Annotated in this window: 13 protein-coding genes; 7 read left to right on the forward strand and 6 right to left on the reverse strand. The window is 69.0% G+C overall.

Features of this window, described 5'->3' with window-relative positions:
* Nucleotide 1 precedes the first annotated feature (1 nt).
* The 6 genes from RCO38_RS19745 to RCO38_RS19770 form a co-directional block, all read right to left on the reverse strand.
* Nucleotides 2-1009 (reverse strand): zinc-binding alcohol dehydrogenase family protein, encoded by a 1008-nt coding sequence (locus RCO38_RS19745; RefSeq protein WP_308330145.1) that lies wholly within the window; start codon nt 1007-1009, stop codon nt 2-4.
* 14 nt (nt 1010-1023) lie between these two features.
* Nucleotides 1024-1983 carry a sugar kinase gene (locus tag RCO38_RS19750; RefSeq protein WP_308330146.1) on the reverse strand — a complete coding sequence of 320 codons (960 nt, stop codon included), beginning with the start codon at nt 1981-1983 and terminating at the stop codon, nt 1024-1026.
* Nucleotides 1980-3488, reverse strand: a complete 1509-nt coding sequence (locus RCO38_RS19755) for a mannitol dehydrogenase family protein (protein WP_308330147.1) — start codon at nt 3486-3488, stop codon at nt 1980-1982. Before RCO38_RS19755 ends, RCO38_RS19750 begins: the two co-directional genes overlap by 4 nt.
* A gap of 22 nt (nt 3489-3510) precedes the next feature.
* Nucleotides 3511-5034: a UxaA family hydrolase gene (locus tag RCO38_RS19760; protein ID WP_308330148.1), complete on the reverse strand. Its 1524-nt coding sequence runs from the start codon at nt 5032-5034 to the stop codon at nt 3511-3513.
* 13 nt (nt 5035-5047) lie between these two features.
* Nucleotides 5048-5755: a FadR/GntR family transcriptional regulator gene (locus tag RCO38_RS19765; protein ID WP_308330149.1), complete on the reverse strand. Its 708-nt coding sequence runs from the start codon at nt 5753-5755 to the stop codon at nt 5048-5050.
* Between the two features lie 130 nt (nt 5756-5885).
* Entirely contained in the window at nt 5886-6716 is an 831-nt protein-coding gene (locus RCO38_RS19770; protein ID WP_308330150.1) for an IclR family transcriptional regulator, read from the reverse strand.
* A gap of 156 nt (nt 6717-6872) precedes the next feature.
* On the opposite strand from RCO38_RS19770, the gene RCO38_RS19775 reads away from it, so the two are divergent.
* The 7 genes from RCO38_RS19775 (at nt 6873) to RCO38_RS19805 (ending at nt 14322) form a co-directional block, all read left to right on the forward strand.
* Nucleotides 6873-7631, forward strand: coding sequence for an SDR family oxidoreductase (locus RCO38_RS19775; RefSeq protein ID WP_308330151.1), 759 nt, complete (start codon nt 6873-6875; stop codon nt 7629-7631).
* A 2-nt stretch (nt 7632-7633) separates the two neighbouring features.
* Complete coding sequence (locus RCO38_RS19780; RefSeq protein WP_374694561.1) at nt 7634-9157, forward strand: sugar ABC transporter ATP-binding protein; 1524 nt, start codon at nt 7634-7636, stop codon at nt 9155-9157.
* A 21-nt stretch (nt 9158-9178) separates the two neighbouring features.
* On the forward strand, nt 9179-10180 hold the full coding sequence (locus RCO38_RS19785) for an ABC transporter permease (RefSeq protein ID WP_308330153.1): 1002 nt from the start codon (nt 9179-9181) through the stop codon (nt 10178-10180).
* A 99-nt stretch (nt 10181-10279) separates the two neighbouring features.
* A complete protein-coding gene (locus tag RCO38_RS19790) occupies nt 10280-11221 on the forward strand; it encodes an ABC transporter substrate-binding protein (protein ID WP_308330154.1) in 942 nt (313 codons plus the stop codon).
* Nucleotides 11222-11275: 54 nt separating this feature from the next.
* A complete protein-coding gene (locus RCO38_RS19795) occupies nt 11276-12130 on the forward strand; it encodes a fumarylacetoacetate hydrolase family protein (RefSeq protein WP_308330155.1) in 855 nt (284 codons plus the stop codon).
* A 1-nt stretch (nt 12131) separates the two neighbouring features.
* Nucleotides 12132-13421 (forward strand): L-fuconate dehydratase, encoded by a 1290-nt coding sequence (locus RCO38_RS19800; RefSeq protein ID WP_308330156.1) that lies wholly within the window; start codon nt 12132-12134, stop codon nt 13419-13421.
* A 10-nt stretch (nt 13422-13431) separates the two neighbouring features.
* On the forward strand, nt 13432-14322 hold the full coding sequence (locus tag RCO38_RS19805; protein WP_308330157.1) for an amidohydrolase family protein: 891 nt from the start codon (nt 13432-13434) through the stop codon (nt 14320-14322).
* The last annotated feature ends 3 nt before the right edge of the window (nt 14323-14325 follow it).

Consider the following 14325-nt stretch of genomic DNA (forward strand, 5'->3'; position numbering starts at 1 on the left):
GTCAGCACTCCACGATGGCCTTGATCACCCCGGCCGCCGGGTCGAGCAGGCTCTGGAAACGGGTGGGCACCTCGGCCAGCGCAATGCGGTGGGTGTTCAGGCTGTCCGGGATCTGGCCGGCGCGCATGGCGTCGAGCACAGTGACGAAGTCTTCGGCGGTGGCGTTGCGGCTGCCCAGCAGCGTCATCTCGCGCTTGTGGAATTCGGGATCGGAGAAGCTGATGGTTGCGCCCACCACCGAGATCAGCACGTAGCTGCCGCCGTGGGCGACGAAGCGGAACCCGCGCTCCATGGCCTGGGGGTTGCCGGTGGCATCGAACACCACGTCGTAGAACTCTCCGCTGGTCAGTGAGGCCAGCTGCGCTTCGTCGCCTTCGCCCAGCGGAACCCCCGCGTGAACGCCCAGCGAGCGGGTGCAGAAGTCCACCCGGTCCTGGCGGCCGTCCAGCGCGGTGACCTTGGCGCCGCGCAACTGCGCAAAGATCATCGCCGCCATGCCGATGGGGCCGGCGCCCACCACCAGCACGCGCTGTCCGGCGCGCAGGCCCGAGCGGCGCACGGCGTGGGCGCCGATGGCCAGGAACTCCACCATGGCGGCCTGGTCGAGTGTCACGCCTTCGGCCTTGTGCACGAATTGCTGCGGCACGCTGAGGTATTCGGTGAAGGCGCCATCGCGGTGCACGCCCAGCACCTGGATGTGGGTGCAGCAGTTGGTCTTGCCGGCGCGGCAGGCAACGCAGGTGCCGCACGACAGGTAGGGCATGACGTAGGCGGCGTCGCCGGGGCGCAGGGCGCTGTCGGCCGGGGCGGCTTCGACGATGCCCGAGAGCTCGTGACCCATCACGCGCGGATAGCTCAGGTAGGGCTGCTTGCCGGTGAAGATGTGCAGGTCGGTGCCGCACACGCCCACGCGCCTGACCCGCAGCAGCACGTCGTGGGGGCCGCGTTCGGGCATGGGGCGTTCCTGGGCCAGCAAGGTGCCGGGGGTTTCGCAGACGACGGTCAGCATGGTGTTCCTTGGGTTCAGTCGAAGTTCTGTTCGTTGAGCTCGCGCCGGGTGGGCAGGCCTTCCATGTCGCCGATCACCTGCAGCGCGCGCGAGGCGATCCAGTTGGCGCGGCGCAGGGCCTGGTGCCATGAAAGCCCTTCAAGCCGGGCGCTGACGATGCCCACCGCAAAGGCGTCGCCCGCGCCCACGGTGTCCACCACCACGGGCACCGGCACGCCGGGCACAGTGCCCTGCCCGCCTTCGGCCGTGCGGAAGTAGGCGCCCTGGGCCCCCAGCTTCACCACCACGGCTTTGGCGCCCCGGTCGAGGTACCAGGCGGCGATGTCGGCGGGCGTACGCTGGCCCGTCAGCAGCCGGCCTTCCTCGATGCCGGGCAGCATCCAGTCGGCGTGGCGGGCCAGTTCGTTCAGGGTGTCGCGCATGGTGGCGGTGTCGGGCCACAGGCGGGGGCGCAGGTTGGGGTCGAACGAGACGCTGCGGCCCGCCGCGCGCAGGCTCTGCATGGCGTGCGCCACCACCTCGTGGGCTGCGGGCGACAGCGCGGGCGTGATGCCGGTGGCGTGCACGTGGCGGGCGCGCAGTGCATAGGACGGCGGCAGGTTGGCCAGCCCGAGCTGGCTGGCGGCGGAGTTGCGGCGGTAATACTCGATGGCCGGGTCGCTGCCGTCCAGGCTGCGCGCCTTGAGCATGAAACCGGTGGAGCGCGTCGGGTCCACCGCCACCTGCGAGGTGTCCACGCCCTCGGCCTCAATGGCCTGGCGCACATAGCGGCCGAACGAGTCGTCCCCCAGGCGGCTGACCCAGCCCACCTTGAAACCCAGCCGCGCCAGCCCGATGGCCACGTTGCTGTCGGCGCCGGCCAGGCGCTTGCTGAAGGTCTGCACCTGGTCCAGCGGCCCGGGCTCCTGGGCCACCAGCAACGCCATGGTCTCGCCCAGCGTCAGGACATCGAGTGGTTCGGGGGCTGTGCTCATGCGGCCAGCTCCCCGCGGTTCACGGCGTCCAGCGTGGCCTGCACGCCGCGCGCCTGCAACGATTGCAAGGGGCCGAGCAGCGCCGCGGCCAGCACCGCGTTGCCCGCGAGGTCGCCGAACACCGGTGCGTAGGACAGCATGGCCTGCACGGCCTCTGCGCTGGCACCCTGCCCCAGCGAGCGCTGGTACAGCGCCGTCAGGTCGGCGGCATGGGGGTCGTCGACGGCATAGGCCTGGCCCCGCTCGTCCACGCCGCGCAGGTAGTGCATCCAGGCCGCCACGCCCAGGGCCATGCGGGGCACGGGCAGGCCGGCGGCCAGCCTGTCGCGCACCGTGCCCAGCAGGCGCTGCGGCAGCTTCTGAGAGCCGTCCATGGCGATCTGGTGGGTGCGGTGCGCCAGCGCCGGGTTGGCGTAACGGGCCAGCAGGTTGGTGCGGTAGGCGGGCAGGTCCAGCCCCGGCAGCGCCGCCAGGGTGGGCTCGATCTCGTCGCGCATCAGCGCTTCGATGTGCCCGCGCAAGGCCGGCTGCGCGATGGCCTGGTCCACCGTCTGCCAGCCGGCCATGGCGCCCAGGTAGGCCAGGCTGGAGTGCGTGCCGTTGACCATGCGCAGCTTGAGCCGCTCGTAGGGTTCGGCGTCCGCCACGAAGCGCGCGCCGCCCAGCGTCCAGTCGGGCCGGTCGGCGGCGAATTCGTCTTCCACCGCCCAGTCGAAAAAGGGCTCGCCCAGCACCGGCCAGCGGTCTTCGGCGCCCAGCGCCTGCGACACGGCGGCGCGGTCGGCGTCGGTGGTGCGGGGCACGATGCGGTCCACCATGGAGCTGGGAAAGCGGCAGCCGTCGGCGATGCGCCGCGCCAGCGCCGGGTCCACCGCTTCGGCGAAGCGCAGCACGGCGCCGCGCAGCACGCGGCCGTTGGCGGGCAGGTTGTCCAGCGACATCAGCGTGAGCGGGCTGCGGCCTTCTGCGAAGCGCCGCCGCAGACCGGACACCAGCATGCCGATGGCCGAGCGCGGCGCTTCGGGGTGGGCCAGGTCGTGCACGATGTCCGGGTGGTCCAGCCGCAGGGCGCCGGTGGCCGGGTCGTGGCAATAACCCTTCTCCGTCACGGTCAGGCTCACGATGCGGGTGTCGGTGGCGGCGATGGCGTCCAGCACCGCTTGCGGGTTCTCGGGCGCCACCAGCAGCCTGCGCACCGCGCCGATCACCTGCAGGCGCTGGCGCGGCCGGCCTTGCGCATCGGCATCGCGGATCGCCAGGGTGTACAGGCCGTCCTGAGCTTGCAGCGCATCGCGCGTGTCGGGCTGGCGCAGCGAGACGCCGACGATGCCCCAGCGCGGATCGCCCGCGGCGATGGCCGCTTCGGTGGCGGCGGCGAGGTGGGCGCGCATGAAGGCACCGATGCCCAGGTGCACGATGCCCAGCTGCAGGCGCTGGCGGTCGTAGGGCGGGCGGGCCGCGTCGGCGGACAAGATGTCCAGATACAGGGGGTGCAGTCGGTGCATGGTGGGTCAGGGGTGGGTCTGCTCACATGACGGCGCCGAGCGCCCAGGGCACGAACTCGTTCTGGCCGTAGCCGTGTTGTTCGCTCTTGGTCTTGCGGCCCGAGGCGGCGGCCAGCATCTCCTGGAAGATGCGTTCGCCCAGTTGCTCCACGCTCTCGCTGCCGTCGATGACGGTGCCGCAGTTGATGTCCATGTCCTCCTCCTGCCGGGCCCACAGCGCGCTGTTGGTGGCCAGCTTGAGCGAGGGCGACGGCGCGCAGCCGTAGGCCGAGCCGCGCCCGGTGGTGAAGCAGATCAGGTTGGCGCCGCCCGCCACCTGGCCGGTGGCCGACACCGGGTCGTAGCCCGGTGTGTCCATGTAGACAAAACCTTTGGCGGTGATGGGCTGGGCGTATTCGTAGACGTCCACCAGCGGCGTGGTGCCGCCCTTGGCGATGGCGCCCAGCGACTTCTCCAGGATGGTGGTCAGGCCGCCGGCCTTGTTGCCGGCCGAGGGGTTGTTGTCCATCTCGGCGTGGTGGCGGGCGCAGTAGTCGGTCCACCAGCGCAGGCGGGCTTCGAGCTTGTCGGCCACGGCCTGCGACACGGCGCGCTGCAGCAGCAGGTGTTCGCCGCCGTAGATTTCGGGCGTTTCGGACAGCACGGCCGTGCCGCCGTGGCGCACCACCAGGTCCACCGCCGCGCCCAGCGCCGGGTTGGCGCTGATGCCGGAATAGCCGTCGGAGCCGCCGCACTGCAGGCCCACCACCAGGTGGCTGGCGGGCACGGGCTGGCGCCGCACCGCGTTGGCCTCGGGCAGCAGGGCCCGCACCGCCTCGATGCCGCGCGCCACGCTTTTGGCGGTGCCGCCGGTGTCCTGGATGCCGAAGGTCACCAGCTTCGCGCCCTCGCGCAGGCCTTCCTGCTCCAGCAGGCCCTGGATCTGGTTGGTCTCGCAGCCCAGGCCCACCACGACGACAGCCGCGAAGTTGGCGTGCCGCGCGTAGCCCGCCAGCGTGCGGCGCAGCACCTGCAGCCCCTCGCCTTCGCTGTCGGTGGCGCAGCCCGCGCCATGGGTCAGCGCCACCACGCCGTCCACGTTCGGAAAGGCGGCCAGCGCCCCGGGGTGGATGTCGCGGCGGAAGTGGTCGGCGATGGCGCGCGCCACGGTGGCCGAACAGTTCACGCTGGTCAGCACGCCAACGTAGTTGCGCGTGGCCACGCGGCCATCGCTGCGCACGATGCCCTCGAACGTGGCCGGCGTGTCCACATAGGCCACGGGCCGCACGTCGCCACCCACGGCGTGGCCGCGGTCGAAGCGACTGAAGGCCAGGTTGTGGGTGTGCACGTGCTGCCCGGGCGCGATGGCCTGGGTGGCGGTGCCGATGATCTGGTTGTAGCGGCGCACCGGCTCGCCCGCCGCGATGGCGCGCACGGCGATCTTGTGGCCCGGCGGCACCAGGCCCGACACGGTGATGCCTTCGGTGTCGATGCGCGTGCCGCCCAGCAGTTGCTGGCGGGCGATGACGACGTCGTCGTGGGGGTGGATGCGGATGACGGGGTTCATGGGAACGGCCCCTTCAGGGCGTGTCGGTGGGTTCGCCGGTCAGCCAGCCGGCCGAGAAGCGCTCGTGCGAATGCTCCAGGTGGCTGCTCATGGCCTGGAGGGCGGCCTGCGGGTCGCGCCGCTCGATGGCATCGACCACCGCCCGGTGTTCGGCCACCGCCTGCTGCCAGGTGGCCTCGCGTTCAAAGTGGCTGCCCAGGCGCGCAAACAGCGGGCCGTTGCGCTCGTCGAACAGCTGGGTGACGATGGCCAGCAGCGGGCTGTTGTCGCTGGCCTGGGCGATGCGCAGATGGAAATGCCGGTCGCCGCGGATGGGGGGCGTGCGCGCGGCGATGTCGCTCTCCATCTCGCGCAAGGTGTCCCGCAGGTCGGGCACCAGGGTCGCGTCGTCGGTGTGCGCGGCCACGGCGGCGAGTTCACCTTCGATCAGCTGGCGCGCGCGGATGATTTCCAGCGGACCGTGGGCGTTGTCGAGCAGCTGCACCGGTTCGCGGCCGACGACCACGATGCCCGAACCGCCGCGCACCTCGATCAGGCCCTGCACCTCCAGCGCGATCAGCGCCTCCCGCACGGACGGCCGCGACACCCCCAGCTGGACCGCCAGGTCGCGCTCGGCTGGCAGGCGCGAGCCGATGGCGAACTCGCCGCTCTGGATGAGCAGGCGCAACTGGTCGGCAATCTGCCGGTAAAGACGGCGCGTTTCGACAGGCTGGATGGGCATGAACGGACAAATCTGGTAAATTGGTCTGACCAATTTACCAGATTTCAAGTCCACCCCGCATCGCCAAGGGCCTTTTCACATGACATTGCTTGCACCGCGCCGGCCTTGCCGACGGCACCCCGCAGGGTGTTCAGGGGGTGCTCATGCCCTGGGTGAGCGACAGGGCGGCCGCGGCTTCGCGCAGGTACTCGCGCACCTGCGCCATGTCGGGTCCGACGTGGCGGTCGATGCGGCGGATGTAGGGACAGGTCAGCGTCGCCAGCGCCGTGTTGTCGGGGCCGAGGATGGGGAAAGAAATGTCCACCACGCCCAGGGTCTGCGCACTCTCACGCTCCAGGTAGCCCGTGGCGCGGATGCCGGCCAGCGTGGCCTGCAGCTGCTCCAGGGTGATCGGCACCTCGCCATCGAGCGGGGTGTGCTCGGCCAGCATGCGGTTGAAGCGGCCTTCGTCGGCATACGCCAGCAGCAGGTGGCCCGAGGCCGTGTCCAGCAGGCCCACGCGCGCGCCGCGCTGCACCGCAAAGCTCCAGCCGCTGGGGCTGTTGACCTGCGCACTGATCAGCACGTTGCCCCGGTCGTACACCCCCATGTGGCACGACTGTTCGGCCTTGCGGGTGAACTCGTCCATGATGGGCAGCGCCTGGTTGATCAGGCGGCTGAGCGGCGGGTGCATGTGGGCCAGCGCGAACAGCTTGAGACTGAGCGCATAGCGGTCGCCCGAGGGCGTTCGCATCACGTACTGCCGCGCCACCAGGCGCTCGAGCATGCGGTAGATCTCGCTCGCGCTGCGGTCCATCTCCTTGACGATTTCCGCCCGCGTCAGCCCGAGGGGCTGGGTCGCCAGCAACTCCAGGATGTCCAGTCCCTTGTCCAGCGCCGGCGCCCGGTAACGGTCGTCGCTGTCGGGGCTGGCATCGGCCTTGGGGCGGCGTCCACGGGGCTTGGGTGTGCTGGCTTGCATGCGGCTCTCTTCTCAGGGTGGCGGGTGTCGTGCTGCTTTGTACCGCAGAGCACGACTAGGGAAAGTACCGAGCGTGGCGCGGCGGTGTCGTGCCTATGATTTATTCATACATGGATATTATGTTCATCTGTGAATTCAACAAACAAGGCTTACCCCATGCATGAAGGTCGACTCAAAGACAAGACGGTGCTCATCACCGCGGCGGCGCAAGGCATCGGCCGCGCCAGTGCGCTGGCCTGCGCCGCCGAAGGAGCGCGGGTGATCGCCACCGACATCAACGCGCCCCTGCTGGAACAGCTGGCCGCCGAACGCGCCGGCATCGAGGTGGTGACGCTGGACGTGCGCGACGGCGACGCGGTGCAGGCGCTGGCGCAGCGCACGCCGGCGCTGGACGTGCTTTTCAACTGCGCGGGCATGGTGGCCAACGGCAGCCTGCTGGACTGCTCCGAGGCCGACTGGGACCTGAGCTTCGACCTGAACGTCAAGAGCATGTTTCGCATGACGCGGGCCTTCCTGCCCGGCATGCTGGCGCACGCCGGCGCGCAGGGCAGCGTCTCGGTGATCAACATGGCGTCCATGGCGTCGAGCATCAAGGGCTTTGTCAACCGCTGCGCCTACGGGGCCACCAAGGCCGCCGTGATCGGTCTGACCAAGTCGCTCGCGGCCGACTACGTGAAGCAGGGCCTGCGCGCCAACGCCCTGTGCCCGGGCACGGTGGACACCCCTTCCCTGCGCGGTCGCATCGCCTCCGCGGCCGACCCGGTGCAGGCCGAGAAGGACTTCATCGCCCGCCAGCCCATGGGCCGCCTGGCCACGGTGGACGACATCACGCCGATGGTGGTCTACCTGGCCAGCGACGAATCGCGCTTCGTGACCGGTCAGGCACTGCTGGTCGACGGCGGCGTGACCATCTGACGATGGACCCCACGCGCACACCAGGTGAATCCGTGGCGCCCCTGATCTCGGTCGAGAACCTCAGCAAGTCCTTCCCCGGCGTGAAAGCGCTGGACCGGGTGCGGTTCGACCTGCGCCCCGGCGAGGTCCACGCGCTGATGGGCGAGAACGGCGCGGGCAAGTCCACGCTGATGAAGATACTCGCCGGCGTCTACCGCAAGGACAGCGGCGAGGTGCTGCTCGACGGCGAGCCGGTGGACATCGAGAGCCCGGCGCACGCGCAGTCGCTGGCCATCGGCATCATCCACCAGGAGCTGCACCTGATGGGGCACCTCACCGCCGCCCAGAACATCTTCCTGGGCCGCGAGCCGCGCAAGCTGGGCGGCCTGCTGCTGGACGACGAGCAGCTCAACCGCGATGCGCAGGGGCTGTTCGACCGCATGAACCTGGCGCTGTCCCCCACCACCGTGGTGGGCCAGCTGACCGTGGCGCGCCAGCAGATGGTGGAGATCGCCAAGGCGCTGTCGCACAAGTCGCGCGTGCTCATCATGGACGAGCCCACCGCCGCGCTGAACAATGCCGAGATCGAGGAGCTGTTCCGCATCATCCGGCAGCTGCGCAGCGAGGGCGTGGGCATCGTCTACATCTCGCACAAGATGGACGAGATCCAACGCATCGCCGACCGCATCACCGTGATGCGCGACGGCACCTACATCGCCACCGTGCCGGCCACCACCCCCATGGCGGAAGTGATCGCCATGATGGTCGGGCGCACGCTCGACCAGGCCGAAAAGCACATTCCGGACACATCCTCCGGCGAGGTGCTGCTGGACGTGCGCGGCCTCAACCGGGGGCGCGCCATCCGCGACGTGAGCTTCACCGTGCGGCGCGGCGAAATCCTGGGTTTTGCGGGCCTGATGGGCGCCGGCCGCACCGAGGTGGCGCGCGCGGTCTTCGGCGCCGATGCGATCGACTCGGGCGAGGTGCGGGTGCGCGGCGAACCCATCCGCCTGCGTTCGCCGCAGGACGCGGTGCGCGCGGGCATCGGCTACCTCTCGGAAGACCGCAAGCACTTCGGCCTGGCCACGGGCATGGACGTGGAATCCAACATCACGTTGCCCAGCCTGCGGCGCTGGCTCAAGTGGGGTGTGTTCCTCAACCAGCCCGCCATCCACGCCATCGGTCAGCAGATGGTGGCGAAGCTGCGCATCAAGACCCCCTCGCTCACGCAGACGGCGCGCCTGCTCTCGGGCGGCAACCAGCAGAAGGTGGTGATCGCCAAATGGCTGGTGCAGGACTGCGAGGTGCTGATCTTCGACGAGCCCACGCGCGGCATCGACGTGGGCGCCAAGAGCGAGATCTACAAGCTGCTCAACGAGCTGGCCGCGCAGGGGCGCGCCATCGTCGTCATCTCCAGCGAGCTGCCCGAGGTGCTGCTGCTGAGTCACCGCATCGTGGTGATGTGCGAGGGCCGCATCACCGGCGAGGTGCCGGGCGATGCCGCCACACAGGAAAGCCTGATGGCCCTGGCCACCCGGCGCGATTGATCAGAGACAACAGGCTTAGCCATGACCGACAACAACGCATCCCCTTCCTGGCTGGCCCGCCTCTCCGGCGGTCAGGCCAAACAGAAACTGCTGGCCTTTGCCAGCCTGATCGCGCTGATCGTGGTGTTCAGCGTGCTCAAGCCCGATGCCTTCATGACGCAGGACAACATCATCGGCATCCTGCAGTCCACCACGGTGATCGGGGTGCTGGCGATTGCCAGCACCTTCATCATCATCACCTCGGGCATCGACCTCTCGGTGGGCGTGCTGATGACCTTCTGCGCCGTCATGGCGGGCGTGTTCATGGTGAACCTGGGCCTGCCGATGCCGTTGGGCATCGTGCTGGCCATCGGCATGGGCGCGCTCTCGGGCTGCATCTCCGGCCTGGCCATCACCAAGCTCAAGGTGCCGCCGTTCATCGCCACGCTGGGCATGATGATGCTGCTCAAGGGCCTGTCCCTGCTGATCACGCAGACCCGCCCCATCTACTTCAGCGACGTCGAGGGGTTTGACCAGATCTCGCTCGGCTCGCTGCTGGGCGACCTGATCCCGGCGCTGCCCATCCCCAACGGCGTGCTCATCATGTTCCTGGTGGCCGTGGTCGGCGCCGTGGTGCTGAACAAGACCGCCCTGGGCCGCTACACCTTTGCCCTGGGCAGCAACGAAGAAGCGGTGCGCCTGTCGGGCGTGAACGTGGACCGCTGGAAGGTGATCGTCTACACCTTCTCCGGCGGCATCTGCGGCATCGCCGGCCTGCTCATCGCCTCGCGCCTGAACTCGGCACAGCCCGCGCTGGGCCAGGGCTACGAGCTCGACGCCATCGCCGCGGTGGTGATCGGCGGCACCTCGCTCAGCGGCGGTGTGGGCACCATCCTGGGCACCATCATCGGCGCCTTCATCATGAGCGTGCTGATCAACGGCCTGCGCATCATGTCCGTGGCGCAGGAATGGCAGATGGTGCTCACCGGTCTGATCATCATCCTGGCGGTCTACACCGACAACCTGCGCCGCAACAAGCCATGAGGAGGCCGCACCACGCCACAAGCCTTTCACTTTGACCCGCCCTTCCCTTTCCCCTTCCGTGAATCACTTCAACACCACCCACTTCAGATGGAGACAAGCATGAACACCAAAAGAACACTGCTGGCACTGACCGCCGGTCTGGCACTGGCCGGCTTCACCAGCTTCGCATCGGCCCAGGAGGTCTACATCCCCCTGGTGTCCAAAGGCTTCCAGCACCAGTTCTGGCAGGCCGTGAAACAGGGCGCCGACCAGGCCGCCAAGGAGTACAAGGTCAAGGTGACCTTCGAAGGACCGGAGACCGAGCAGCAGGTCGACAAGCAGATCGACATGCTCTCGGCCGCCATGGCCAAGAAGCCCGCCGCCCTGGGCTTTGCCGCGCTCGACAGCAAGGCCGCCGTTCCGCTGCTGAAGAAGGCCCAGGCCGCCAAGATTCCCGTGATCGCGTTCGACTCCGGCGTGGACAGCGACATCCCCGTCACCACGGCCACCACGAACAACGTGGCCGCCGCCGCCCTGGCCGCCGACAAGATGGCCGAGAAGATCGGTGGCGAAGGCGAAGTGGCCGTGATCGCCCACGACCAGACCAGCCGCACGGGCGTGGACCGCCGCGATGGCTTCCTCAACCAGATCAAGGCCAAGTACCCCAAGATCAAGGTGGTGGACGTGCAGTACGGCGGTGACCAGCTGAAGTCGGCCGAGATCGCCAAGGCCCTGCTGCAGGCCCACCCCAAGCTCAAGGGCATCTTCGGCACCAACGAACCGGGTGCCATCGGCGCGGGCAAGGGCATCAAGGAAGCCAAGAAGACCGGTCTGGTCATCATCGGCTTCGACTCCGGCAAGGCGCAGAAGGACATGATCAACGACGGCACCATCGCCGGCGCCATCACCCAGAACCCGGTGGGCATTGGCTACAAGACCGTGGAAGCGGCGGTGAAGACGCTCAAGGGCGAGAAGCTGCCCAAGATCATCGACACCGGCTTCTACTACTACGACAAGTCGAACATGAACGACCCCAAGGTCGCCGCGGTTCTGTACGACTGATCAACCCCCTCCCCGCCCGCTGGCGCGGCGCGGGGGGGTATCCAAGGACTCATCGTGAAACTCTTGCGCTACGGATCCCCCGGCCAGGAAAAACCCGGCGTGCTCGACGCCCAGGGGCGCGTGCGCGACCTCTCCGGCGTGATCGCCGACGTGGCGGGCGCGGCCTTGCTGCCGGAGAGCCTGGCGCGCCTGCGCGGCCTCGACATCGACAGCCTGCCGCTGGTCGCCGGCACACCGCAGCAGGACCTGCGCCTGGGCCCCTGCGTGGGCCAGGTGGGCAAGTTCATCTGCATCGGCCTGAACTATTCCGACCACGCGGCCGAGAGCGGCATGCCGGTGCCGCCCGAGCCGGTGGTGTTCAACAAATGGACCAGCGCCATCGTGGGGCCCGACGACGACGTGGAGATCCCCCGCGGTTCGGTGAAGACCGACTGGGAAGTGGAACTGGGCGTGGTGATCGGCAAAGGCGGCCGCTACATCGACGAAGCCGAGGCGATGTCCCATGTGGCGGGCTACTGCGTGGTCAACGACGTGTCCGAACGCGAGTACCAGCTGGACCGCAGCGGCACCTGGGACAAGGGCAAGGGCTGCGACACCTTCGGCCCCACCGGCCCCTGGCTGGTGACCGCCGACGAGGTGCCCGACCCGCAGGCGCTGCGCATGTGGCTGGAGGTGGACGGCCAGCGTTACCAGGACGGCAGCACCGCCACCATGGTCTACGGCGTGGCCTTCCTGATCAGCTACCTCAGCCGCTTCATGAGCCTGCAGCCGGGCGACATCATCTCCACCGGCACCCCGCCCGGCGTGGGTCTGGGGCAGAAGCCGCCGGTCTACCTGCGCGCCGGACAGACCATGCACCTGGGCATCGAGGGCCTGGGCACCCAGACCCAAAGGACCGTGCAGGCCTGACATGAGCACCATCACCGCCCTGCGCGTCATCGACGTGCGCTTTCCCACGTCCCAACATCTGGACGGTTCGGACGCGATGAACCCGGACCCGGACTATTCCGCCGCCTACGTCATCCTGGAGACCGACCAGCCCGGGCTCGAAGGCCACGGCCTGACCTTCACCATCGGGCGCGGCAACCAGATCTGCTGCGCCGCCATCGAAGCCATGCGCCACCTGGTGGTGGGCCTGGACATGGCCTGGGTGGCCGAGGACATGGGCCGCTTCTGGCGCCACATCACCTCCGACAGCCAGCTGCGGTGGATCGGCCCCGACAAGGGCGCCATCCACCTGGCCACGGGCGCGGTGGTCAACGCCGTGTGGGACCTGTGGGCCAAGCAGGAAGGCGTGCCGGTGTGGGCACTGGTGGCGCGCATGAGCCCGGAGGAAATCGTCAAGCTGATCGACTTCCGCTACATCACCGACTGCATCACGCCCGAAGAAGCGCTGGCGCTGCTCAAAGAGCGCGCCGTGGGCAAGGGCGAGCGCTGGGCCACGCTGCAGCGCGAGGGCTACCCCTGCTACACCACCTCGGCCGGCTGGCTGGGCTATTCGGACGAGAAGCTGCGCCGCCTCGCGCAGGAAGCGGTGGATGCGGGCTTCAACCACATCAAGCTCAAGGTCGGGCGTGACAAGGCCGACGACATCCGCCGTCTGCGCATTGCGCGCGAGGTGCTGGGGCCGGACCGGCACCTGATGATCGACGCCAACCAGGTGTGGGAAGTGCCGCAGGCCATTGCATGGCTGGAGGAACTGGCCTTTGCCAGGCCCTGGTTCATCGAAGAACCCACCAGCCCCGACGACATCGAAGGCCACCGCCAGATCCGTGAGGCGATGCTGGGCAAGATGAAGGTGGCCACCGGCGAGATGTGCCAGAACCGCATCGTCTTCAAGCAGCTCATCATGCGCGGCGCCATCGACGTGGTGCAGATCGACTCGTGCCGCCTGGGCGGTGTGAACGAGATCCTGGCCGTGATGCTGATGGCCGCCAAGTACAACTTGCCGGTGTGCCCGCATGCGGGTGGCGTGGGCCTGTGCGAGTACGTGCAGCACCTGTCGATGATCGACTACCTGTGCATCGCCGGCACCACCGAAGGCCGGGTGATCGAGTACGTGGACCACCTGCACGAACACTTCAAGGAGCCCTGCGTCGTGCGCGGCGCCGCCTACATGCCGCCCACGGCCCCGGGCTTCTCGATCGAGATGAAACCCGAATCCCTGAGGCAGTACGAATTCAGGCCGGGCGCTGCATGAAGGTGGCCTCGTGAAGATCGACACCCACCAGCATTTCTGGCGCTACAACGCACCGGAGTTCCCCTGGATCAGCGAGGCCATGCCCGCCCTGCGCCGGGACTGCCTGCCCGGGGACCGCGCGCAGGCGATGCACGAGGCCGGCATCGGCGCCGCACTGGCGGTGCAGGCTCGCACCGATCCGTCCGAGACCGACTTCCTGCTGCAGATCGCCGCGCAGCACCCCGAGGTGGTGGGCGTCGTGGGCTGGGCCGATCTCGCGGCCGACGACCTGGAGGCCCGGCTCGACGCCTGGGGCGATCACGCGGCCTTCAAGGGCCTGCGCCACATCCTGCAAGACGAGCCCGACGTGCCCGCCTGGGTCGACGCGCCACGGATCCAGCAGGGCCTGCGCGTGCTGCAGAGCCGCCAGCTGGTGTACGAGGTGCTGGTGTTCGAGCGGCAGTTGGAAGCGGTCGCCCTCTTCTGCGCCCGACACGACCGGCACTGGCTGGTGCTGGACCACGTGGGCAAGCCCGCGCTGCGCGACTGGGGAACAGGCCACCAGGCGGCGCGGCAATGCTGGCGCGAGAACCTGCTGCGGCTGGCGGCCCTGCCGCATGTGATGTGCAAGCTCTCCGGCCTGGTCACCGAGATGGACTGGCCCCACCAACCCGCCCCGTCGCCGCTGGACGTCGAGCACGCGCTGTGGTGCTTCGACGAGGCGCTGGACGCCTTCGGTCCGCAGCGGCTCATGTTCGGATCGGACTGGCCCGTGTGCCAGCTGGCCGCGCCCTACGCCGCCGTGCACGCGCTCGCGCAGCGCTGGGCGCAGTCGCGCCTGAACGCCTGGGAACAGGATGCGTTCTGGCGCAGCAATGCCATGCGCTGCTACGGTCTGGCCGTGCCGGCGGCAACGGCCTGACGG

The organism is Hydrogenophaga pseudoflava (assembly GCF_031020795.1).
In the GTDB taxonomy this organism is placed as follows: Bacteria; Pseudomonadota; Gammaproteobacteria; order Burkholderiales; family Burkholderiaceae_C; genus Hydrogenophaga; species Hydrogenophaga pseudoflava_A.